Here is a 23,071-nt window from a genome sequence, read left to right as displayed (position 1 = left end):
ACTGCTCGCTGATCGCAATTTGCGAACCCTATGCTACGGTCGATGAGCCGCGTAGTGCGGCCAACCTACTTCGGAGCGTTCCTATGGAAAAGCGCGACCAGCCGATGCATGACGTCAATCCGTTTGGTATCCAGATGGAGGGCCCGATGCAGCCTGCATCCACTTCCATGAAGTGGGCACCGAAGATCGACGATGTGGGTGACATCGGCCGCATTGGTTCCACGCATAGCGGCGGCGACTGGGGCTGAGTTCCGGCATTGTCCCGTTCCGCTATGTGAAAGCGAAGCCGCCTCGTATCGGGGCGGCTTTTTCGTTGAGGGAGTTTGCTGGTGATTAAGGCTGAGATTGCGCTGGCTGATCTGTCGTTCGATCCCACATGGAGCGGTGGTGTCCTGACGATCGGGGCGAGCCATCTCGATCCCCACGAACATCCGATGCTTGAGACGGTGCTGGTCCGTGTTCCGGGCCGTTGGTTCATGGTTGTCAGGGAGCGCCAGGTCGATTCAGGCCGTGCGACCGACGCGCGCATCCATGTCATCGATGCGCCGGATGTCGAAACCTATCAATCCCTGCACCAGCAATGTCTGCTCTGGCCGCTCGACTATGTCATGGTCGAGGTGGCCCAGGCGGGGCATCGACTTCGCCTGCGTGCGGGGATGCTGGGTTCGGCGCCGGTGTACTGCGCAGTAGTGGATGACACGGTGACCGCGTCGTGGGATTCGGCGGACTTCACCGGGCGATCCGCGATGATCGATATGGAGGTCGCGAGCCACCAATTGGCCCTGCAGACCACCTACGCGGCAAGGCAGCTCTACACCGGTGTGGTACTACTGACGGAGCGCTCGTCATTGCACGTGGAGCCGGGCCGCGTGCGGTTTCGGTATCCCGAAGCGCTAGCGGACGGCCATCCCGCCACAGACGATGGTGAGGACACCTTGCCCCGCTTTGCGGAGGCGCTTGATCGCGCCGTGTCGCTGCGGCCGTGGCTGGAAGGGCTTGCTTCGCTCGAACTCAGTGGCGGCATGGATTCAGCGACGGTCGCAGTGGCGCTTGCCCGACGACATGGGAACCTCGATAGCAAGGGCATCCTGCTCGACGGCGAGGTGCGGGCGCCGCAGGTACGGCGCCGACAGCTCATCACGGAACGGCTCGGTCTCACCGACCATACCGTCGACATCACGGCCTTTCCTCCCGGTTTGGACCTCGGCATACCAAGCGAACCTTACGGATTTTGCCGCGAGTTCTATCTGGAGGCGTGCTCGGCGCTATGGGCCTCGGCTCGTGACAGGGGACGCCATACTCTGTTCACTGGGGTGGGTGGGGATGAGCTGTTCCCCGCCTATCTCAATGAGATTTCGGAGGAGACTGCGAAGGGCCCCCTATGGGGTCGCGACGCACGGAGTTATGCCGAGGGCCTGTTGACGCCTCGGGCCCTCGCAGCGGCGCGTAGCCGGCCCATGTTTGATGCGCCTGTCAGCCCGGTGCCAGTGACATCGCTGCTGGCCAATGCGTGCAGGGCCCCCGATCTGCTGAAACACGGCCAGTGGCCGGTTCATCCTTTGAGTGATCCGCGATTAGCACACTTCTGCCACCGGCTGCCGCGGAGCAGCCGCGAAGGGCGTGAAGTCATGCGGCGCTATCTTGAGCACCACCTTGGCGCGGATGTATTTCCCAAGGGGTATCTGAAGGAGACCTTTGCCCATGTGTTGCCAGCGTTGGTGGCGCAACACGCAGGGGAACTCGTCGCGCAGTTGCGAGAGTGCGCACTGGCGGACCTTGGCCTGGTGGATCGTGGCGCAGTGATCGCGCTATTGAGGATCATCGAGACGACCCGATCACACCCGGCGACATCCGCATTCGCCTCATTCCTCTGGCTGGAGCGATGCGCGCGGCAAGCAAGCGCGTGATTGGCGCCCTTCAGCCCAGGACCGATTCGACGGCCTTGGCCGCGAACGGGTAGCCACTCATTCTTAGAAGCAGCGCGATAAGAGCGGCGGCCATCGCCAGAAGTGCCGACATGCCGCCAGCGGCCCAGAGCGCAAGTTGCAGTTTGGTTGGAAAGCGCTCAATCGATTGAGTCATTGTGTCAAAACGCGCCATCAGAGCGCCGAACGTGCCGTCCATTTTGTTGTTGAGGGCATCGATATTGGTATCAATTTTTTCGTTGATGGCATCGATCTTTGTATCGATTTTCTTGTTGAGGGCATCGATATTGGTATCAATTGTTTCGTTGATGGCATCGATCTTTGTATCGATTTTCTCGTTGAGGGCATCTACCTTTGTATCGATTTTCTCGTTGAGGGCATCGATCTTTGTATCGACCTTTTCGTTTAGGACATCGATTTTGATGTCGAGGGCATCGAATCTGGCGTCAAACTTTGCCTCGATCCCGTCCGTTCTGGCGCCGAAACGCGCCTCGACGCCACCAATCCTGGCGTCAAGCCGAGCCGCCATGCCATCGATCTTCGTATCAATCTTTACGACGGTGCATTCAAGTGACGTAACGCGAAGCTTGATTTCTGAGACGTCGGCGTGGACGGCACTGAAATCTCTGCGGATGTGGTGAAACTCGTTTTCCAAGTGAGCAACCCGTGATTCGATGCGCGCATCATCGGTGCGCTCGCCAGACGAGGCAAGTCCAGGTAATGTCGCGCGGAGCGGGTCTTGGATGTTCGGATCGCGAAGTCGGGCAGCCATCTCGATGCTCGGTGGTGGGTTTGACAGGAACCGAGATGGTAAAGCCAACGATCAACAGCGTTGCCCGCGCGTTCGTGTAGTCGTTTGCCTACAACGTGCTGCGCTCAACCGCGTGCCGACGAATTGGCGTCTGGTGAAAGCGTTACCGAGCCGCCCGGTTTGAGCGATATCTCCCTTTCCCATCCACCGTGTTTCACGCGCGTCATTTCTCCGCCGACGCTTCGCACGGTCACCGACGTGAGGCTGCCTTGTTTCCAGGACACATCGACACGAAAGCCACCGCGCGCACCGATGCCGGTGACCGATCCCGAAGCCGCCCATGCCCCGGGCAGTGCAGGCAAGAGGGTGATCAGGCCAGGGCGCGAAGTCAGCACCATCTCCAGCATGGCCGTAGGCGTGCCGAAGTTGGCGTCGATCTGAAACGCATCGTGCCCGGCATCGAGTTGGTACATGTCGAACAGGTTTTGCGCGGTGCCGTTGCTTCGGTTCTTTGACGGCGACAGGTTGTTGAGAACGAGTTGATACGCCTTTTCGGCCTGGCCAAGGCGCGCCCAGCACATCGCGCGCCAGGCGCCGGCCCAGCCATAGCCGCCCGTGCCGCGGGCCTCGAGCAGGCGGGTGACGCCCTCGATCAGCGCTGGTGAGCTGCCGTCCGTGCGTATCCTGTCGCCGGGGAAGAAGCCGACCAGTGGCGAGAGGTGCCGGTGTTGGTGTTCCCCCAGATCATCCGGGGTCATCCATTCCTCCAGCCAGCCAGTCTTGGTACTGACCTGGGGGAGATACAGCCGCCTCTGAAGCTGCGCGATGGTCTCAGCATAACCGGCATCTTCGCCGGTAAGTGAGGCGGCCTGGCGGTAGTTCTCGAACAGGTCCCAGACCCACTCCTGTGAGTAGGTGTTGCCTTTGGCATCAGTTGGCCCGTGTTCGGGCGACCAGTCCGCATCATCAATCAGAACGTCGCGCGTGAGCCCGGTCGCAGGGTCTTTTACGCTTGCCGTCAGCAGGCGAGCCTCCCAGAACTCGCAGGCGCCCTTCAGCAATGGATAGATGCGCGTCAGATACGTCCGGTCAAGGTTGTACTGGTAATGCTGCCACAGGTTATTGCAAAGCCACGCGTTACCCGCGGGGTGCCAGCGCCAGCCACCCCCGCCGTAGATATTGGTGGAGATCCCTACGGTCCAGCCGGCGAGCTTGCCCGAGCTGTTGCGGTAGCTATTGCGCGGATCGTTGAAGTGCTCGCGTGTGGCGGCGGCCCAGGCGCCGACCTGGCTCACGCAGTATTCGGTAAAGGGATCGAAGCAACCGGGAAGGCCTGCCCGATCGGGCAGCCAGTAGTTCATCTGGATGTTGATGTCGTTGTGGTAATCGGCCATCCACGGCGATTCGTTGCTATCGAGCCAGAGGCCTTGCAACCCGGTCGGCAGGCTGGTTCGGGAGCCGGCAATCGTCAGATACCGGCCATATTGCAGGTAGGTCGCCTCGAGTTCCGGGTCTGCGGCGGATCCGGCCGCCGCCCGGGCCTGGAGGCGTGTCCAGGTGTCCATGGCGCGCTGGCTGCCCGTCGAGGATCCCAGGTTGACACGCAGGGTGTCGAATAGCGCGCGATAGTCGGCAACGTGCGTATGCAGCAGCACAGCCGGCGTCTGCAAGGCGGCCGCCATGGTCTTCCGGGTGGCAAGCACCAGCGGATCGATCGACGCATCCATGAACTCGCGAGCCAGGTCCGGCGTGTAGTTCGTGCCGCCGCAAATGATGATCGAAAGTGTGCTGCAATTCGCAAAACGGATGCCGTCCGCGTGGGCGCTCACCGTCCCTGACGGCGCAAATGCCATGGCGCTGGCGGCATATCTCAGGCCGTTGTCCAGGGTGCCCTGGAAATGGCTCGTCGCGGCGGTTAGCGTCCCGCGCACAAGCTCGGCATGCGGGGTATCCCCGTGCATGCCATGTAACGCGATAGAACCGCTGTACGAGCCGCCACCGCCCTGCGAAAGATGGATGGCGATCACGTCGTCGGGATGACTGGCAAAGATGTCCCATGCGTAAGTAACGCCGCCCTTGCGGTACGCGATGCGCAAGTAGCCCTGGTCCAGGTCAAGCTCGCGCCGGTAGTCGGTGACATGGGCCATGTCATGCCCGTCGACCGACAGGTAGAGCTTAGCCAGCATCACCAGGCTGCCGAAGAACGCCGTGGTGTAGTCGAACTGGCCGTCATCACCCAGCGCGACATCGCGCTTTCCCAGCCACATCGAGGCGTCGGTGAGGTACAGGCAAGTTGTGGCTGGCTCTCCGCCGACCAGGGCACCGAGGCGGCCATTGCCTACGGGCAGGCCTTCACGTAGCAGGTTCGACTCCGGGGCTGGCGTGCGGTACCAGAGCATGTGTTTCGCGTCGGCCGACTGCATGGGTCCGGCTGGGCGTTTCACGGGCCCACCTTCCGCGAAGCGGGGAAGGGTGAGCCACGGAAGCATGGCTGCCATGGTTCCCGACATTTTCAGGAACTGGCGCCTGCCCATGCGTTCGGTGCGCGATTCGTCCCCGCGCAGCCCCCCATCTGCGTCGCTCGTCATTGGCGTGGCCAGGCTCCGAAGAATTGATTTGTAAGACAAATCAATCTAATCCGCCGTTGCTGGGCTTGTCATGCTGCGGCGCAGCTTGTTGAGGACGCCGAATTTGGGCAACGATCAATAAGTACTACAAATGAGCGGTAGCTGCTGGGGGCTCTGTCTGGCGTTTGGGGTGACGGGGAAAAAACGAGGCTTCGTGGTGCCGTCTTAGGGAGCGGTGCCGGCAAGCATCGGGCAGCAGACCGTGATTGCTCATCGGGGTTTTTCACAAGGTCGGGGAGGGTAACCATGCAGCTAACGAAATTGGCGGTCGCCGTGCGGCGCTCGCTCGTGGTAACGGGTATGGCCTGGATCGCAGGCTACGGCGCACCGGGTTTCGCGCAGACGGCACCGGCGGCAGCGCCGGACGCCACCCCAGCCGGGGCGCAAGCGGCGACGCCGCCCGCGAAACCGGCCAAGCCGGCTAAGCCAGCCGCTGCCGACGGCAGTGACGAAAAGAAGATCACCGATCTGGGCGGCGTGGCCGTCACCGGCCAGCTGGCCGCCCTGCAGCGTGCGCAGGCGATCAAGCAGGATTCGGTCAACGTCGTCGATTCCATCTCCGCCGAAGAGGCGGGCAAGTTCCCTGACGCGAACGTGGCTGACGCTCTTCAGCGCGTCCCCGGTGTGTCGGTAAACCGCAGTGGCGGTGAGTCCAGCCAGATCGCCGTTCGCGGCTTCGGCCCCGAGTTCGTGGCCGTCACCATCAATGGCCGGCCCATGGCCACGGCCTCCGGCTCGCGCGCCTTCAACTTCGATGTGCTCCCGTCGGAAATCATCAGCGTCGCCCAGGTCAACAAAACCTCGTCGGCCGACATTACCGAAGTGGACATCGGCGGCGTGGTGGATATCCAGACCGCGCGTCCGCTGGACTTCAGCGGCTACCACGGGGCGTGGAGCGGTGCAGGCGTTAACAGCAACCTGACCGGCGACTGGAAGGGCAAGACCACGCCGAAGGCCTCGGGCCTGTTCGGCTGGACCAACGCCGACCACACCTTCGGCTGGATGGCCTCGGCGCAGTACTACAAGCGCAAGGACACCCAGCTCAATACCCAGGCCAGCTCGTGGTATGCCGGCCAGGACATCAAGGTTGACCCGAACCAGACGACGCCGACGTACACCAACGTCGCGGTGCCGGAAACCCTGGCCACCAACGTGCTGGATGAAACGCGCACCCGCAAGGGCGTTAGCGGTGCGATCGACTGGAAGCCGATCGACCAGCTCACCGTGCAGTTCGATACCCTGTTCTCCAGCTACAAGGTGGATGGCCTTGAGCATGAGTTCGGCGAATACGGCAACACCGGCGATATCCAGTCGTTGACCGTCGACCCGAACAACACGGTGCTCAATTTCGTCCGCAAGGGCTCGGGCCCGAACGTCATGGCGAACGATTACGTCATGTCGTACGCACCCAGCTACGAAAAGAGCTACCAGAACGGCCTGAACCTCGGTTTCGATATCGACCAGGACACCAAGCTGAGCCTGGATGTCTCCAGCTCCAAGGCATGGAACAAGGAGAGCCCGAACGGCTACTTCCTGGTGATCGGTGCGAAGAACTTTGGCACGAACCCCACCTGGACCAACGGTGGTAACAGCGAGCCACCGAGCTACTCCAACATCCTGTCGACCACCGACATGTCCAACCTTGCGGCGCACTGCTGTAATGCGGGTTCGGGCAACAACGTGACCAACAAGGTCAACAACTACGAGCTCAAGCTGGATAAGGCCTTCCACGACCAGGTGCTTACGCGGCTGGAAGCGGGTGTGCAGTACACCAAGCAGTGGGTGAAGTCAGACAGCTGGGGCACGCCCAACGGCATCCTCTGCAACGCCTACTGTGGCTATTCGCTCAACGTTCCGCCGGATGCTGTCGGCGCCTACGTCTACGATGCGCCGTCGAAGATCCATGGCGTGTCATCGCCGGGTGCGCCCTCGGAGTGGATTCAGTACGACCCGCGCGCCTACCTTGCGTGGCTGGCGTCACCGGCAGCTTATAACCAGCTTCCGGACGACAAGCGCAACGCCTTGCTTGCCGGCCTTGCCGCGAACGGCGGCACCCTGGATGCCGCGCCCAACCCCGGTAGCTACAACAACGTGGGCGAGAACCAGAAGGCGTTCTTCGCCAAGGCGGTTTTCGAAGACACCATGTGGAACATGCCCTGGGCGGTCGACGTGGGCGTCCGGTATCTCAATATCGTCTCGACTTCCACGGCGGTGAACCAGCCGCCGGTCACGTACTACGTGGACCCCAACGACACGAGCAATGCCCAGGTAACGTATGGCCCGCTAGCTCCGCAGTCGGCGAAGGGTGGTTATCACAAGTGGCTGCCGTCGTTGAACTTCAAGTTGAACCTGCTGGATAACCTGGTCTATCGCTTATCGCTCTCCAAGACCCTGACGCCGCCGCAGCTCAGCAACCTGTACTACAACACGAGCTATGGCGTGCGCCCGAACTCGCTGACCATCTCGCGTGGTAACCCGCAGCTCCAGCCGTATTCCTCGCGGAACTACGATATGGGCCTGGAGTGGTACATCAATGACGCCAGCTATATCGCGGTGGAAGGTTTCTACAAGAAGGTCAGCGACTTCAGCACGCTGGTGAGCTCGCCGGTGCAGTTCCTGACCGAGCAGAACAGCGGGCAGCCGCTGACCTGGTCGCTCACCCAGCCGGTCAACCTGAACTCGTCGAACATCTATGGCGAAGAGGTGACCTTCAACTATCAGTTCAAGAACGTCCTGCCCGATCCGTTTGATGGCCTTGGCATGGCGCTGAACTACACGCATGTGAAGAGCAGCACCAACCTGAGCCCGGGTCTTATCTCCACCTCGGGCAAGTTCGCCGTTCCCGGCATTGGTGATTCGGCCAACGCCAGCCTGTATTACGAGAAGGGGCCGATCCAGGTGCGCGCCGCGTACAACTGGCGCGGCAAGTACCTGGAGAGCATTTCGTACGGCGGCGGCGCCCAGCCGGCCACGCGTAGCGCGTACGGCCAGGTGGACCTGAGCGCGAGCTATGCGATCAACAAGCACCTGTCGGCCTTTGTTTCCGGCACCAACCTGACTCACGAGCACCTGTACGACTACTCGGTCTACCGCAATCGGTTCCTGTACGCCGAAGCGGATGGCACGATTTACACGGTGGGCCTGCGGGGCACGTTCTGATGGCGGCCCTGAATGTTCTTTCGACCAACACGAGGTATAGCGATGCGGGATAACCTGGCAACCATCCTTCGGGGTGCCATCGTCGGCACGCTTATCTGCGCGGCGGGCATTGCCACCGCGCCCGTGCAGGCGGCCGAGACCGCGGATCTGCTGCCGCAAATGGGTTTCAATAACTGGAACTCCACGCATTGCCGCGCCGAGTTCGATGAAGCCATGATCCGTGGTATCGCCGACAAGTTCATCAGCCTGGGGCTGAAGGATGCCGGCTACCGCTACGTGAACGTGGATGATTGCTGGGCCAACTGGCAGCGTGACAAGGACGGGCACCTGACGCCCAACCCGAAGCGCTTCCCGAGCGGCATCGCGGCGCTTGCCGATTACATCCACCAGCGTGGCCTGAAGTTCGGCGTGTATTCCAGTGCAGGTACGTCCACCTGCGAGCCGCTGCAGGAAGATCGCGGCTTCCCCGGTGGTCTGGGGCATGAGAAGGACGATGCGAAGACGATCGCCTCGTGGCACGTCGATTACCTGAAATACGACAACTGCAATAACCAGAAGATCGACGCGAAAAAGCGTTACACCGACATGGCCAATGCCCTTCGCAGCAGCGGCCGGCCGATCTTCTTCAGCATGTGTGAGTGGGGCGAGAACAAGCCGTGGCTGTGGGCCAGCAAGGCGCCGGTCAATGCCGGTTCGTGGCGTACCACGGGCGATATCACGGATACCTATGCTTCGATGCTGAAGATCTTCAAGGAAAACGTGGTGCTCGATAAGTATGCGAGCCTCGGCCACTGGAACGATCCGGACATGCTCGAAGTGGGCAATGGCGGCATGACCGATGTGGAATACCGCAGCCACTTCAGCCTGTGGTCAATCATGGCCTCGCCGCTGCTTATCGGTACCGACCTGCGCACGATCAAGCCGGATGCATTGCAGATCCTGCTGAACAAGGATGTGATCGCGATCGACCAGGATCCGCTGGGCGTTCAGGGCCACCAGGTGCGCGACGCCGATGGCATCCACGTGATCGTCAAGCCGCTCAAGGACGGCGGGAAGGCCGTGGCGGTGTTCAATGAGGGCGATGCCGCCAAGGACGTGACCGTGGCGCCTGCCGAGATCGGGTTGAAGGCCGGTGGTAGCCATACCGTGCGGGATCTTTGGGCACATACGGATGCCAAGGGGGATGGGGCGATCAAGGTGAGTCTCGCGCCGCACGCGACCGTGATGTATCGCATTAGTCAGTAATGGTGGCGTGGCATCGTCCGGGCGATGCGGCCTGGACGATGCCATCGTGCCCAGCCTCCCCATTTGGGGGATAGAAGCACCCGCATGGCAGCGATAGCCTCATCGGTCGCCTCCCTGGTGCCGCCTGCCATGCCCTCCCGCCGCCCCCTGTTCGTCCTCCTGTGCCTCTGCCTGCCGCTTTCTGCGGCATGGGCCGCGCCCGTCAGCGGGGTGATCGCGCTCACACCGGCCAGTTCCCAGAAAAAGGCGGGACAGGTGGTGATGACGCTCCTGGGCCGCTACCACCTGAACCCGCGGGTGCTTGATGGGGCGCTTTCTGGTCAGGTCTTCGACGGGCTCATTGAAAGCCTTGATCCGCAGCGGTCGATCTTCACGGCGGCGGACGTCAAGCGCCTGTCTACCGTTCGGAATGTCATAGGCGAACGCCTGGCGGATGGGGACATCGCTCCGCTCATGTCGCCGGTGAACGAGTACCTCAACCGGTTGGTGGAGGAGGCGGATTTCGACGTTGCCGCGCTTGGCACGCCTCCCGACTTTTCGACCCACGAAACATTTCCGGTTGATCGAAAAAGTGCGCCGCGGCCGCGTTCTTTGACAGAGCTGCATGCGCTGTGGGCGATTCGGGTGAAAGACGACTGGCTGCGACTGAAGCTCGCCGGTCGAGCGGATGACGCCATCCGATCGACGCTGCGCCACCGGTACGAGACCATGGCGGCCCGTGCACGGAAAACCACCTCCGACGATGCCTTCCAGTGGCTGCTGGAGGCATACGCGCAGGCGATGGACCCACATACCGATTACTTCGGACCGGCCACCGCCCGCCAGTTCAACACGGAGATGTCGCTGTCGCTCGAAGGCATCGGTGCGTACCTGCGCGAGCACGACGAATACACCCAGGTGACCGAACTGGTCCCGGGTGGCCCGGCGGTGTCGTCGGGCCGGTTGAATGTGGGGGATAGGATTACGGCCGTGGGGCAAGGCACGTCCGGGCCCATGGTCGATGTGACCGGCTGGCGCACCGATGACGTGGTGACCCTCATTCGCGGCAAGAGCGGTTCGACGGTGCGTATCGAGGTGCTTCCCGACGAAGGAAGGGGCGATGCTGCGGGCCACCTTGTCTCGCTCGTTCGCAAGCACGTCAGCATCGAGGACCAGGCGGTCCAGGCGAGCGTCATTGACATCGGCGCCGGCGCCGCGCCGCATCGTATCGGCGTGCTGTCGGTGCCATCGTTTTACGAAGACTTTGAAGCGAAGCGCAACGGCGGCAACTATCGTAGTGTCAGCAAGGACGTCGCTGACCACATCAAAGTATTTCGCGATCAGAAGGTCGATGGAATCGTGCTAGACCTGCGTGACAACGGCGGCGGCTCACTGGGCGAAGCGGTGGCGCTCGGCGGGCTGTTTTGCGGCGCAGGCCCTGTGGTCCAGGTGAAGGATGCCAAGGGCCGTATCGACGTGCAAAAGGCGGATGGACCCGCGCTATGGAGCGGACCACTGGTCGTGATGGTTAACCGGGCCTCTGCGTCCGCTTCGGAGATTCTGGCGGCGGACCTGCAGGACCGCGGCCGCGCGGTCGTCGTTGGCGAGCGTACCTTCGGCAAGGGCACAGTGCAGACGCTCGTTGATCTCGACGATGTGGCACACGCCGAGGGCCTGGGCGAACTCAAGATGACGATCGCGCAGTTCTATCGTATCAACGGGGCCACCACGCAGCTTTCGGGCGTTCGCCCTGATATCGCTTTCCCGCAGACCTATGCTGAAACGGAATTCGGTGAATCCACCTACCGGAATGCGCTTCCGTCATCGTCCGTGCCGCCTGCTGAGTTCCGCAAGGCCCCGCGCCTGGCCAATATCGAAGCGACGCTGCAAAAGGAGCACGACCTGCGCGTTGGCAAGGACGCGGCATGGGAGGTCGCCGTCGAGCGCCTTACCGCCTGCCGAAAGATGGCGGACCGGTCGACGGTGTCGTTGAACCTGGTTGAGCGAAAGGCGGCCCGTGAGGCGGACATGCGCGACATGGAGGCGCTGCACCGCCGCGAACGCGCGCTGGCCCATCCTGGGCAGCGCGATGACGATACGGTCACCGCGGATGATGGCTTGACGCCGCTTGAGCGGCCTGTGGGGCCGGCCCGTACAAAGGCTGGGCGGCACGACGACCCGTTCCTCCACGAGGCAGCGGCGATGGCCGAGGATGAAGCAGTGCTTCTGCGGTCCGTGGCAGATGGCGAGGCGTTTTCCTGATGCCGACACGCGAATCGTTCGACACCGCCACCGCGCCACGAGCCACGCATGCGCGCCGGGCAACCCAGCGCACATGGTTGTCAGTGAGCTGTTACTTGCCTGCGGCGGCTTCGATGATCGCGGCCACTTCGGCGGGGTGACTGATCATCACCGCATGTGAGCCACCGGGAACGACCACAGTCTTCTTCGCCTTCGCGCGTTCGGCCATGTAGGCAAGGGTTTTGGGCGGAATCATCTTGTCGGCATCGCCATAGATGTGCCAGGAAGGAATGTGCTTCCACGCCGGGGCGGACGCCGGTTCGCCGAAGGCGGCATCCTTGATCGGACGCTGGTTAACGGCCATGAACGTCGCTTCGTTGTTCGGCACATCCGCCGCGAACTGCACGGGGAACTTCGCCTGGTCGATGTAAAGGTCGTTGCCACCATCGGCCAGCGGTACCTGCGGCGCCAACGTCGGGCCTACCGTGCTGCCGGGAAACTTGGCGGTCAGGGCGGCGGCGCTTTCGCCTTCGTCGGGCGAGAACGCGGCGACGTAGACAAGGCTGGCGACGTTGGGCTGGCCTTCCGCCGCCTCGGAGATCACCGCGCCGCCATACGAATGGCCGACGAGAACGACGGGCCCTTTGATGCTCTTGAGCAGGTTGGTCACCGATGCCGCATCGGACTTCACGCTGCGCAGTGGGTTGGCTGCGGCGATGACGTGGTAGCCATCTCTGTGGAGTTTGGCGGTCACACCGTTCCATCCGCTGGCGTCGGCAAAGGCCCCGTGCACGAGAACGATGGTGGGGCGTTCGGCGGCCATGGCGGCACCGGAGAAGCCGGCAGCGGTGGCAAGCACCGTGCTGAAGATCGTGCGAATCATGTGGTGTCCTTTAGGTGTCTTCTTGCATGGCACGTCCTGCGCAAGCAGGGCGTGGAAGCGAAGAGCTTGCAGGCGCAACAGCCGTAGCGCTTGTCACCTTTTTCACTGCGTGCGCAATCCGGTTCTGGCGGCCCCGTTAGCGTGCGTGGAGTGCCTGTCGCCCGCGTCTCCAGCAATGAAATAGTCATCGCATTGCGAAACGCACAAGCAGCGTTCGGCGGGGAAGGGGATGGTGGTGAGGACACCCCTGTGGGGCAGCAAGAGCGACGGGATGGACCTGACCGGCAACACGGTTCTGATCACCGGGGGTGGCAGTGGCATCGGTGCCAGCCTCGCGTCGGCGTTCCATCGTCTTGGCAACACGGTCATTGTCGCGGGGCGAAGGGCCGGCGCCCTGGCGGCCATGGTGGCGTCGCACCCCGGCATGGCGGCGATCGAGCTGGATGTGACAGACCCCGAATCCGTCAAACGCGCCGTAGCCGTGGTCGTGCGTGACCATCCTTCACTCAACGTGCTTATCAATAACGCTGGCATCGTATCGGGGGACGACCCCGGCAGCCTGATCGACGAGGCAAGCATGACGGCCGAGGTCGAGACCAACTTCCTTGGGCCCATCCGGTTAACCTCGGCCCTGATGGCCCACCTTCGCAGGCAGCCCCGGGCCCATCTTGTCTATGTGACGTCCTTCGCCGGGTTTACGCCGGTTGCGCTGTATTCCGTGTTTTCGGCCACCAAGGCAGCACTGCACTCGTACGTGCTATCCCAGCGCTTTGCCCTCAAGGATACCCGTGTGACCGTGCAGGAAATTATTCCCCCATGGGTGGCCACGGGCTTCGTTGGCGCGACCGATCACGCACTGGCCATGCCCCTGGAGGCCTTCATCGCGCAGACCATGGCCGACCTGGCGACCGATGCCCTGGAATCGGTTGCTACGGAAGGGAGCGCATGCCGGAACAATCCGGGGCGTCGGGAGCACGCCTACATCGAGAAGTTCAACACGTTCCTGCTTGCGCAGTCGTTCTAAAGGTCAAACCGTGATAATGCCGCGTTTGATGGCGATGGCGACTGCATGGGCGCGATCGCTGGTGCCGAGCTTCGCCGCGATATTCTTCATGTGTTGCTTGATGGTTTCGACGCTCACGGAGAGCTTGCGGGCAACTTCACCGTTGGAGTTTCCCTGGGCGACAATCTTGAGTACCGCGATTTCCCGCTCGGTGAGCGTGTCTTCAGCCAGGTGGATGGCGATGGCCGCCGCGACCTCCTGGGTGATATGCCGGCGGCCCGCATGCACCGCGCGAATGGCACCGGTCAGCTCGGTTGGGACGGCGTCCTTGAGGATGTAGCCCCTGGCGCCAGCCCGCAACGCGCGGATCGCCTGCACATCGGTTTTGTAGGTGGATAGCACCAATATGCGCGCGCCGGGGAATTCCTGGCGGATGAGCTCGATGGATTCAACGCCGGCCACGGTTGGCATCTGCAGGTCCATGAGGGTGATGTCGGGTTGCAGACTGCGGTATTGCTCCAGGGCTGCTTCGCCGTCTGGCGCCTCGCCCACCACGGTCATGTCGGCGCTTGCATTGATCGCCGTCCGGATACCTTCCCGCATGAGCGGGTGGTCGTCGACAATAAGGACTCGGATGGGGCTTTCGGGTTGTGACATGGTTTTCCGATGGATAGCGTGGGTTCGCTAACCGCCACCTTCCTGTCGTCGCCATGCGCCAGGGCTGAAGCCGACCCTTCGAAGGAATGTGTGGTTGAAGTGGCTCTGTTCCGCAAACCCGCACTCAAGCGCAATATGGGTAAGCGATAGCGTTGTGCCCAGCATAAGGGTCTTTGCGCGTTCAAGTCTTGCATCCACACGCCACTCCTGGGGCGTGCGACCGAACTTTGCGCGAAACGCGCGGCAGAAGTTGCTTACGGTCGTTCCGCAGGTGGCCGCGATCGTGGGGATGGGGATGCAGGGCCCCGAATCGCCGAGCAGGCGGGTGGCGAGGGCTTCCTGCCACGGCTGAAGTGCGAACCCGGGCCGGCTCGCGATTTCTTGCGCGTACCCGAGCTCCGTCAAACGGGCGAGGATGGCGTTCACCATCGCTGCGATGATGGTCATATCGATGCGTGGAAGGCGAATGCAACCCGCCAGGATGCCGCCTAGCTCGTCGAGCAGGGCGTCGCCGGGCATCGATATGCACGATGGTGGGTCACCCACGGCGGGCGCGTGCATCAGGCGCAAGCCTTTGGCGTTCGGCTCAGGTTAGCTGCAGCCAGCGTGGGCACGTTCCGCGTGAGAGCGAATGGACGCACGATGCGCCGCCATTCGCTTGGGCTCATGCCGGTCAGCTGGCTGAAGACACGGCTGAAGTGACTTTGCGCAGCGAACCCGGCGCGTCGCGCGATGTTAGCGAGCGGCTCGTCGCTCTCGGCGAGCTGCCTGCGGCAATAGCGGATGCGTCGCTCCTGCCGCCACTGTTGGGGGGAGACGCCGGTGCAAAGGCGAAAGGCGCGCCGGAAATGGCCTTCCGAGGTGCCGCATGCGGCGGCCACGTCGCCGACATAGATGGTCTTCTCCAGGTCGTCCCCCAGGAGATGGAAAGCGATATGCAGCTGCCGTTCCGAGAGCTCGTTGTCACGTGGCGCGCCGGCCTGGTGTACGAACGCCTCCAGAGCCATCGTCGCATCGAGCACATGCGCGGCCGTCACTGAGCCGGGTGCGGCATCTGCCTTGAGTTGTTCGCCTACAGCCCGGATGCGGGCCGCAAGTTCCTTCCCTGAAGGGGATGCCTCATGCGCGGCGACCAGGTGGTTCGCGATCAGGCGTTTGTCGTTCACCTCGAACACGAGTCCGAGCAGCCAGCCCGCGTCCATGGGTGTGAGGTGTCCTATGCCGGGCTTATCGCCTGGTGATGCGGCTGGGCTTGCGGAAATGCCGGCGACGAGGTGCATGGCGTGACCTCCTTCAGTCGTGAAGGAACGATAAGGGCGCATGCCGCGCGTCGCTATCCTAGGGTGCGGGATGCGCCCGCTCCCCCGGATGGGGGAGCGCAATTACCCCCCAAGGCAGGTAGGCACAAGAACCGTGCTTCGTTCACCATCATCCTGCACATATCGTGCTTTTTTTAACGGGTCTGGAAGATGAAGCTCAACTGGTTCAGGGGCCTGGCGTGCGGGCTTGTCTTGCTTCCCGCTTTGGCATGCGCTGCTGCGGTAGTTCCGCCGGTGACGGTGCCTGCGTCCGTCCCGCTGGCCCGGAGCTTCGACGTGGCGGCGAAGGAGAGCGGTGAAGCGTACCGGGTCAAGGTGTTCGTCCCGGATGGCCCTGCGCCGGTCAACGGCTTTCCCGTCGTCTATGTGCTCGACGGCAACGTGTTGTTCGGCACGTTCGCGGGAGCGGCGAGAAACGAGGCGCAGGCGGGCGACATCGAGCGCGCGGTGGTGGTGGGCATCGAGAACGGCGAAGGCAATCCTGGTGCTGACAGAACCTTCGACTTCACCGACATGGACCTGACCGATCACGAAAAGGCGATCGCCGTCGATCTTGGGCCCAATCCGAGGTTTGGCGGCGCGGAGGCATTCCTTCGCGTCATTGAAATCGAGATAAAGCCGCGCGTTGCCGCATTGGTGGCCATCGATCCTGCGCGGCAATCACTCGTAGGGTGGTCGCTCGGGGGGCTGTTTGTTGTCAGGGCGATGATCAATCACCCTGGCATGTTCCAGAACTATGTCGCGATCAGCCCATCGCTGTGGCGTAGCGGCCGCGCGACGTTGGCGCAATTCCCTGCGCTTGCCAGGCAGCTTTCCACTCGCTCAAACCCACCCCGCTTTTTCGTGGCCGTGGGCGGCCGCGAAGAAGAGCTATCGCCAGGGATGCGGCAATGGAAGGTTGACCAGACTGCCCTGGCCGCGGAGGTTCGCTACGCGCACATGGTTGGTAATGCGCGCGATCTGGCGGGTATGGCCGCACCGGCGTTCGCCGCGCGCAAGGGAGCGTTCGAATTCCATGTGTTCGAGGGCGAAACGCATAACACCGTGCCCTGGGCAGCCGTCAATCCGGTGCTCCGCTTCCTCTACGCCATTCAATGATCCGCCTGGCAACAAGTAACCCGTGCGCTGCCCAGCTATTCTGTGGTTGGCATGGTGCGCATGGTGGGGATCAAACGAATGGCGGGATGGTCGATGGGGGCAAGGCGACGTGCGTCGGCACATCGTGCGACGGCAACCCGGCGGCCCTGGCTGAGGCACGGCGCTTTGATTTTTGGGCTCGTGCTCGGTGCCACCAGCAGCCCCATGGCGTTGCCCGCAGCAGCCGTAAAAGAGGATTTCGGCCACATCAGCTGGCCTTCTGAGCGGAGCGCGCCAACGGACGTATGGTCCCTCGCGCAGGATAACGATGGGTTCCTGTTGCTAGGCACGGGATACGGCGTCGTTCGCTTTGACGGCGCGCAGTTCGAGCCCCTGAAGACCCGTGATGGCCGGCAGCTTCCTGCATTTAACGTCACGGCATTGGCCGTAGCTCCCAGCGGCGACATCTGGATGGGGCAGTTCGAGGATGGTGTCGCTCGCATCCATGCAGGTGTGCTTGAGGGTTTTGGCAACCCGGCCGGGGGCGGGTGGATCACCAGCTTTGCGTTTACCCGCGATGGCCGCGTGTGGGCTGCCGGGCGCAAGGGCCTTATGGTGTTCGATGGGCGGCGCTGGCACGTCGTGGGGGCGGCCGAAGGATTCGACGGCCCCCACGCCACGGCATTGCTCGTTGATCCTGATGGCGTGCTGTGGGTTACCGGCATGTCGCATCTGATGTTCCTGCGACCAGGCCACCCCCGCTTTGAGGCAACGAACGTGCCGGTCACGCCGCGGGCGCAGTTGGCCCGTGCGCCGGATGGGACCTTATGGCTTTCAGATCTGGACGCTGGCGTGCGCGCGTTGCCTGGGGTAAGCGCGAGCCATCCCGTTGGCGATCCCGTGTTACCCAAAGCGGCTCCGGGCATGCTCGCATTCGACCGCATGGCGTTTGACCGGGAAGGGCGGTTGTGGGGGACGGATCGTGTACAGGAGTCGCTCGTGGTCCTTGCGCGCCCGCAGGTACTGGCCGATGGCCACACGCTGCGTCGCAGTGAAGTGAGCGCGAGTTTCGATGCCCGCGACGGGTTCACGGCCGATCATATGGTGCCCGTGTTCGTGGACCGCGACGGAGCGGTGTGGGCCGGCAGCAGCTTTGGCCTCGACAAGGTGCGTGAGCGGCCTATTCACCAGATGACCCAGATTCCACGCGAAGAGCGTGGCGATGTGCCAGTGCAGATGGCGGCCGACCATACGCCATGGATAGCGACCTCCAAAGACGTGCTGCGCATCGATCCAACTGCACTCGGCACAGTGGCGGAATTCTCCGACCCCATCTACGCGTTCAGTCCATCGTTTCCGCAAGGCCTTTGGGTGCGCACGCCAGGCGATATCTGGTTCGATCGCGACGGTACGCGAATCCGCTATCCGGTGCCGGCCTATGGGGCACAGGAATGGAGCCACATACTGGACGATGGCGCGGGCGGCGTGTGGGTGATGTTCTGGGCCAAGGGCGTGGATCACCTTCAGGACGGGGCGTGGCGACACAACACCTGCACATGGAACCCGTCATTCCGCCCATCGATTCTTGCCAAGGCAGCCGTCGGGCAGGCCTGGGTCGGCGGCATCGATAGCGATGTCGTCCTGATTGACCGTTCGGGCCTTTGTGAGCGGCACGTCATTCCCGGCATCGGCAGGGTGCGCGTCATTCTTCCCGTGGACGCATGGACCTATGTCGGCGGTAGCGATGGCGTGGCGCGTTTCATGGGGGCCACCCGCCAGGTGCTGCACCGGCTCGGGGATGATCCCCTGCTCGACGTAGCAGGCATACGGCTCGTTGGTGACAAGGTGTGGATCTACTCCCACGCGGGTGTCTACGTCATCGCCCGCCAGGCGCTCGACGAGGCTTTTGCAGGCCGTGGGCCGCCACCGTTCGTTCGCCGCCTGGACATCACGGATGGCGTGCCAGGTGTTCCCGCCTCGTCGACCATGAATGCGCTGGCCGTCGATGCGGTGGGGCGCGTGTGGCTGTCGGGTAACACGGGTGTCGGCGTGGTGGACCCAGCCGCGTTAGCATCGGAAGCCTTCGCGCCCGTCGTGGAGGTGCGATCCGTGAGCGCGGGCGATCACCTTCACACAGGCCAGGAGATCGCTCTGCCCACGGGCACCACGCGCATCTCGATCGCTTATGCGGCAACGAACCTCGCGGCGCCCGGGCGCGTGGCGTTCCGTTACCGGCTGTCTGGTGTCGACGATAGCTGGGTCGCAGCGGGATCGCGCCGCGAGGCGACGTATACAAACCTCGCGCCCGGTCGCTACACGTTCGAGGTAATGGCCATCGACGATGCGGGCATGGCGAGTGTCCGTTCGTCTTCGGTGGTCATTGCCATTCCACCAGCGTGGTACCAAACCCTCTGGTTCCGGCTTCTCTGCGCCGCGGTAATGGCCGCTGCTGTCGCGTGGATCGTGCGCGCCCGCCATCAACGTGCCCAGCGCGTGCTGCGCCTGCAACTTGAGAGTGCCAGTGCCGAGCGTGAGCGCATCGCGAGGGAACTGCACGACACGCTGCTGCAGTCGGTGCAGGGCCTCATGATGATGGTGGGCACGGCGACCGTGGAATTGCCTGAGGGCCACGTGCTTCGTACACGGCTGGGTCGCGCCGTGGAGGTGGCGCGCCAGGCCGTAGGGGAAAGTCGTGGCGCACTGTTCAACCTGCGGACCACATCCATCGCGCATGGCCGCATCTGCGAGGCGGTGCTGCTCATCGGGCGCGATCTGGAGCAAACCTACGGCGTGCGTTTCGAGCCGCTGGTTGAAATGGATCAGATCTTCGGCCGCCCGGAGCTTGCCAGCGATATTGTCGCGATAGCCAGCGAGGCGTTGCTCAACGCGTTCCAGCATGCGGGTGCGAGCGTGGTGAGCTGTGCGCTGCGTATTCGACGGCGTAGCGTGCGTATCGTCATCCGGGACAATGGGCGTGGCTTTACCGTGTCGTCGACAGGCGTATGCGCTGCGGGGCGGCACTTTGGGATACAGGGGATGCGCGAGCGCGCCACGCGGATGCGGGCGAGGTTGCTGGTGGAGAGCCGGGTAGGTGACGGGGCGGCTGTTACGTTGCTGGTCGGGCGTGGCGCCCGGCGGAGCGGCCCGATCCCCTGAAAAGCAAAACGGGCCAATGCGTGAGCATTGGCCCGCTGCTGAAGTGGTGGAGATGGCGGGAGTCGAACCCGCGTCCGAAGGCGTTTAATCCCCAGATCTACATGCTTAGCTCACCGTTAAGTCTCGTCCACCGACAGCACGGCGTGCTAAGCGCACCGGCGGACATACCTGATTAATCTAGCGTCAGCCCCACAGGCGGAGAGGCTTTCGGCGGTCCCATGATAGTGACCCTACACCGGCGAGCATGAGCACAAGACCGGTTCGGGGGTTTGGCCTTTTTTAGGGGCCGGACAGCTTAGGCGGCGAGAGCCACCGAGTTGTCACCGTAGTAGTTGTCATTGGCAACTATATGTTTTGCGGCTGGTTTAACGAGGAAAGCTGCCCCCTCGGCATGCACCAGTAGATCGCACTACCCCCGTCGAAACCAAAACATCCCCAGGGAAAACGTGGTGAACCTACATGTCACAGTATATGGGCGGGGTGGGGTACCCACAATGGGCGTTTGCCGATCGAGGGCGTAGGCATTGCCTGACTTAGCCCAGGCGGTTGTGCGAGCGCATCACCCGCTGCTTGTCGATCGCCCACTCGCGTTCCTTGTCGGTGTTGCGCTTGTCGTGCTCCTGCTTGCCCTTGGCCAGGCCGATTTCGCACTTTACCTTGTTGTTCTTCCAGTACAGGGCGGTGGGGACCAGGGTATAGCCCTTGCGCTCGACGGCGCCGATCAGGCGGTCGATTTCCTCACGATGCAGCAGCAGCTTGCGGGTGCGCCGGTCGTTGGCCACCACGTGGGTGCTGGCACTGATCAGGGGCGGGATCTGGGCGCCCACGAGGAACACCTCGCCATCCTGGATGATGGCGTAGCAGCCCTCGCCGAAGTTGATACGGCCGGCGCGCAGCGATTTCAGTTCCCAGCCCTGCAGCGCCATGCCGCATTCGAACCGCTGGTCAATGTGGTATTCGTGGCGCGCGCGCTTGTTCAGCGCGATGGTGCCGCCGCCTTCTTTTTCCGTGTCCTTTGCCTTCGCTTTTGCCATGTCCGCTAAAATCTTCCGAATCGGTCCCTGATACGAGGCCGGCGGGTCCGTGAGCCGGCAAAACAAGACGAGGTCTATCCAGTGATTGAAATCCGCCGCAGTGCGATCGTGCCGTTCACGCCCGCGCAGATGTTCGACCTGGTCAATGACGTTGAAGCATACCCAAAGCGCTTCGGGTGGTGTGACACCGCCACGATCATCGAGAAGGACGAGAGCGTGCTGGTGGCCCGGCTGGATCTGAAGTTCGCCGGGATGAAGCAGAACTTCACCACCCGGAACACCATGGAGCGCCCGAACAAGCTCACCATGAAGTTCGTGGAAGGCCCGTTCCGCTCGCTGGATGGTGTTTTCACCTTCCAGGCCCTGGGTGACGTGGGCTGCAAGATCGCCCTGGAGCTCGATTTCGACTACGCCGGCATCGGCGGCACCGTGTTGAAGATGGGTTTCCAGCAGCTCGCGAACAAGATGGTGGACGACTTCTGCGACGAGGCGCGCCGCCAGTATGGCTGACCTTGGTGTGGAAGTAGCTTACGCCGGGCCGGAGGGGCAGGCGGTGGTGCGGCTTGCCGTGCCGGAGGGTGCGACCGCCTGGGAGGCCGTGACGCTGGCGTTGCCTCAGCTACCGCCCGGGGTTCGTCCTGACCAAAGCCGCCTGGGCATCTTCGGAAAGAAGGTGGCGTCGGGGCACGTGTTGGGGCAGGGGGATCGGGTGGAGATTTATCGGGCCCTGACCCTGGATCCGATGGAGGCGCGCAGGCGGCGGGCGGCGCGGTAGCCTCGGGCGTTTTCGCGGGCCGGATCGCGCGCAAGCGCGCTCCGGCAGGGGTGCGGCCGGGGTGGTGGGCCCCGGCCGGGTCTGGCTTACTTCTTGTCGTCGTCGCTCGAGGAGCCGCCGCCGAAGATGCCGCCATCGTCCTTCTTGTCGTTGGCGCTGGTGTTCTTGTCACCCTTGGCGTCGTCGATCGGGTTGGACTTGTACTTCTTGGAGTCTTCCAGCAGCTGCTGGGCATCCTGCTTGAAGAAGTCGCCCTCGGTCTTCACCAGCGTGTCGTTATTAAAGGTGAGGGTGAGGGTGCGGGTGGTCATCGGCTTGCCACGGTGCGAGAACGTGGAGACGTAGTCCCAGCGGTCGTTATCGAACGGGGAGATGACCGACGGGGTGCCCAGGAGGACCAGGACCTGGCGCTTCGTCATGCCGGGCTGCAGCTGGTCGACGTTTTTCTTGTCGAGCAGGTTGCCCTGCTGCACGTCGGGGGTATAGACAAGGCTACAGCCGGCGGAGGCAGTTGCCAGGAGAGCCATACCCAGCGTGCGGATGAGCAGCTTTTGCATGCGTAGTAACGTCCAGATCGTGAAGCGAGCGATGATACACTAAGCGCCTGACGGCACCGCGAGAAGAGGTCTGAGATGGACCAGGAAACCCAAGAGCTCCGCAAAGCGGGCCTTAAAGTCACCCATCCGCGCATGCGGATCCTGCAGGTCTTCGAAGAGGCGGACGAGCGCCACCTCACGGCCGAAGACATCTACAAGCGCCTGCTAGCGCACCAGGAGGACATCGGGCTTGCCACGGTGTACCGGGTGCTGACCCAGTTCGAGCAGGCTGGCATCGTGATGAAGCACAACTTCGAAGGCGGCCAGGCCGTCTACGAGCTGGACCGCGGCAAGCACCATGACCACATGATCGACATTGACAGTGGAAAGGTCATCGAGTTCACCAGCGATGAGATCGAGCGCCTGCAGCATGAAATTGCTGACCGGCACGGTTACATCATTGAGGAGCACAGCCTGGTGCTTTATGTGAGGCCCAAGAAGAAACCTCGCTAAGCTGCTGGTTGCAAAGAAAAAGCCCCTCGACGAGGGGCTTTTTTTGTGTCCGCAAATAAAAACGCCGCCGGTGGACTCCTGTCCACCGGCGGCTGATCCATTGCCGGGCAGTTCGTGGACCGCGAGTTGCTCGCAAATCCCGGTTCGCTACCCGACGCCGGCGAGGCTGACATCCTGTCGCCTCTTCGAGC

Annotated in this window: 19 protein-coding genes and 1 other RNA gene; 11 read left to right on the top strand and 9 right to left on the bottom strand. The window is 62.8% G+C overall.

What is annotated here, in order from left to right:
* Positions 1 to 83 precede the first annotated feature (83 nt).
* Positions 84 to 248, top strand: coding sequence for a hypothetical protein (locus ABIE56_RS06415; protein WP_429243002.1), 165 nt, complete (start codon positions 84 to 86; stop codon positions 246 to 248).
* An 81-nt stretch (positions 249 to 329) separates the two neighbouring features.
* A complete protein-coding gene (locus ABIE56_RS06410) occupies positions 330 to 1,907 on the top strand; it encodes an asparagine synthase-related protein (RefSeq protein ID WP_429243001.1) in 1,578 nt (525 codons plus the stop codon).
* 10 nt (positions 1,908 to 1,917) lie between these two features.
* Here the strand turns inward: ABIE56_RS06410 and ABIE56_RS06405 are convergent, their stop codons facing one another.
* Together ABIE56_RS06405 and ABIE56_RS06400 are read right to left on the bottom strand one after the other, a co-directional pair.
* A complete protein-coding gene (locus ABIE56_RS06405; protein ID WP_429243000.1) occupies positions 1,918 to 2,697 on the bottom strand; it encodes a hypothetical protein in 780 nt (259 codons plus the stop codon).
* A 104-nt stretch (positions 2,698 to 2,801) separates the two neighbouring features.
* Positions 2,802 to 5,210: a glycosyl hydrolase family 95 catalytic domain-containing protein gene (locus tag ABIE56_RS06400; protein WP_429243186.1), complete on the bottom strand. Its 2,409-nt coding sequence runs from the start codon at positions 5,208 to 5,210 to the stop codon at positions 2,802 to 2,804.
* A 339-nt stretch (positions 5,211 to 5,549) separates the two neighbouring features.
* On the opposite strand from ABIE56_RS06400, the gene ABIE56_RS06395 reads away from it, so the two are divergent.
* From ABIE56_RS06395 to ABIE56_RS06385, 3 genes are all read left to right on the top strand, one after another.
* Complete coding sequence (locus ABIE56_RS06395; protein WP_429242999.1) at positions 5,550 to 8,462, top strand: TonB-dependent receptor; 2,913 nt, start codon at positions 5,550 to 5,552, stop codon at positions 8,460 to 8,462.
* A 42-nt stretch (positions 8,463 to 8,504) separates the two neighbouring features.
* Complete coding sequence (locus tag ABIE56_RS06390) at positions 8,505 to 9,707, top strand: glycoside hydrolase family 27 protein (RefSeq protein WP_429242998.1); 1,203 nt, start codon at positions 8,505 to 8,507, stop codon at positions 9,705 to 9,707.
* A gap of 261 nt (positions 9,708 to 9,968) precedes the next feature.
* A complete protein-coding gene (locus ABIE56_RS06385; RefSeq protein WP_429242997.1) occupies positions 9,969 to 11,948 on the top strand; it encodes a carboxy terminal-processing peptidase in 1,980 nt (659 codons plus the stop codon).
* Between the two features lie 91 nt (positions 11,949 to 12,039).
* On the opposite strand, the gene ABIE56_RS06380 is transcribed toward ABIE56_RS06385, so the two are convergent.
* Positions 12,040 to 12,810 (bottom strand): alpha/beta fold hydrolase, encoded by a 771-nt coding sequence (locus tag ABIE56_RS06380; RefSeq protein WP_429242996.1) that lies wholly within the window; start codon positions 12,808 to 12,810, stop codon positions 12,040 to 12,042.
* A 235-nt stretch (positions 12,811 to 13,045) separates the two neighbouring features.
* Between ABIE56_RS06380 and ABIE56_RS06375 the strand changes: the two genes are divergently transcribed.
* Positions 13,046 to 13,834, top strand: coding sequence for an SDR family oxidoreductase (locus ABIE56_RS06375; RefSeq protein WP_429242995.1), 789 nt, complete (start codon positions 13,046 to 13,048; stop codon positions 13,832 to 13,834).
* A 3-nt stretch (positions 13,835 to 13,837) separates the two neighbouring features.
* Here the strand turns inward: ABIE56_RS06375 and ABIE56_RS06370 are convergent, their stop codons facing one another.
* Genes ABIE56_RS06370 through ABIE56_RS06360 form a run of 3 tightly spaced genes read right to left on the bottom strand, consistent with a single transcriptional unit; the run spans position 13,838 to position 15,750 of the window.
* The gene (locus ABIE56_RS06370; protein ID WP_429242994.1) at positions 13,838 to 14,470 is read right to left on the bottom strand and encodes a response regulator transcription factor; all 633 of its coding nucleotides are present in this window, start codon (positions 14,468 to 14,470) and stop codon (positions 13,838 to 13,840) included.
* A 27-nt stretch (positions 14,471 to 14,497) separates the two neighbouring features.
* Entirely contained in the window at positions 14,498 to 14,989 is a 492-nt protein-coding gene (locus ABIE56_RS06365) for a helix-turn-helix transcriptional regulator (protein ID WP_429242993.1), read from the bottom strand.
* Between the two features lie 41 nt (positions 14,990 to 15,030).
* Positions 15,031 to 15,750 (bottom strand): helix-turn-helix transcriptional regulator, encoded by a 720-nt coding sequence (locus ABIE56_RS06360; protein ID WP_429242992.1) that lies wholly within the window; start codon positions 15,748 to 15,750, stop codon positions 15,031 to 15,033.
* A gap of 189 nt (positions 15,751 to 15,939) precedes the next feature.
* On the opposite strand from ABIE56_RS06360, the gene ABIE56_RS06355 reads away from it, so the two are divergent.
* Together ABIE56_RS06355 and ABIE56_RS06350 are read left to right on the top strand one after the other, a co-directional pair.
* Positions 15,940 to 16,887 (top strand): alpha/beta hydrolase, encoded by a 948-nt coding sequence (locus tag ABIE56_RS06355; RefSeq protein ID WP_429242991.1) that lies wholly within the window; start codon positions 15,940 to 15,942, stop codon positions 16,885 to 16,887.
* A gap of 165 nt (positions 16,888 to 17,052) precedes the next feature.
* Complete coding sequence (locus ABIE56_RS06350) at positions 17,053 to 20,022, top strand: sensor histidine kinase (protein WP_429242990.1); 2,970 nt, start codon at positions 17,053 to 17,055, stop codon at positions 20,020 to 20,022.
* 44 nt (positions 20,023 to 20,066) lie between these two features.
* On the opposite strand, the gene ssrA is transcribed toward ABIE56_RS06350, so the two are convergent.
* Positions 20,067 to 20,459, bottom strand: a transfer-messenger RNA (tmRNA) gene (ssrA, locus tag ABIE56_RS06345).
* Positions 20,460 to 20,555: 96 nt separating this feature from the next.
* Positions 20,556 to 21,056 carry an SsrA-binding protein SmpB gene (gene smpB / locus ABIE56_RS06340; protein ID WP_247427668.1) on the bottom strand — a complete coding sequence of 167 codons (501 nt, stop codon included), beginning with the start codon at positions 21,054 to 21,056 and terminating at the stop codon, positions 20,556 to 20,558.
* 81 nt (positions 21,057 to 21,137) lie between these two features.
* Here smpB and ABIE56_RS06335 point away from each other — a divergent pair, with 81 nt between their 5' ends.
* The gene (locus ABIE56_RS06335; protein WP_429242989.1) at positions 21,138 to 21,566 is read left to right on the top strand and encodes a type II toxin-antitoxin system RatA family toxin; all 429 of its coding nucleotides are present in this window, start codon (positions 21,138 to 21,140) and stop codon (positions 21,564 to 21,566) included.
* Positions 21,559 to 21,831: an RnfH family protein gene (locus ABIE56_RS06330; protein WP_429242988.1), complete on the top strand. Its 273-nt coding sequence runs from the start codon at positions 21,559 to 21,561 to the stop codon at positions 21,829 to 21,831. The genes ABIE56_RS06335 and ABIE56_RS06330 overlap by 8 nt, the downstream gene beginning before the upstream one ends.
* A gap of 86 nt (positions 21,832 to 21,917) precedes the next feature.
* Here ABIE56_RS06330 and ABIE56_RS06325 read toward each other — a convergent pair whose 3' ends face one another.
* A complete protein-coding gene (locus ABIE56_RS06325; RefSeq protein WP_429242987.1) occupies positions 21,918 to 22,388 on the bottom strand; it encodes an outer membrane protein assembly factor BamE in 471 nt (156 codons plus the stop codon).
* Positions 22,389 to 22,463: 75 nt separating this feature from the next.
* On the opposite strand from ABIE56_RS06325, the gene fur reads away from it, so the two are divergent.
* The gene (gene fur / locus ABIE56_RS06320) at positions 22,464 to 22,880 is read left to right on the top strand and encodes a ferric iron uptake transcriptional regulator (protein ID WP_429242986.1); all 417 of its coding nucleotides are present in this window, start codon (positions 22,464 to 22,466) and stop codon (positions 22,878 to 22,880) included.
* The last annotated feature ends 191 nt before the right edge of the window (positions 22,881 to 23,071 follow it).

The organism is Luteibacter sp. 621 (assembly GCF_050435445.1).
GTDB lineage: Bacteria > Pseudomonadota > Gammaproteobacteria > Xanthomonadales > Rhodanobacteraceae > Luteibacter.
Note: the sequence above shows the minus strand (reverse complement) of the source record. Positions and strands in the feature narration are given on the sequence as shown.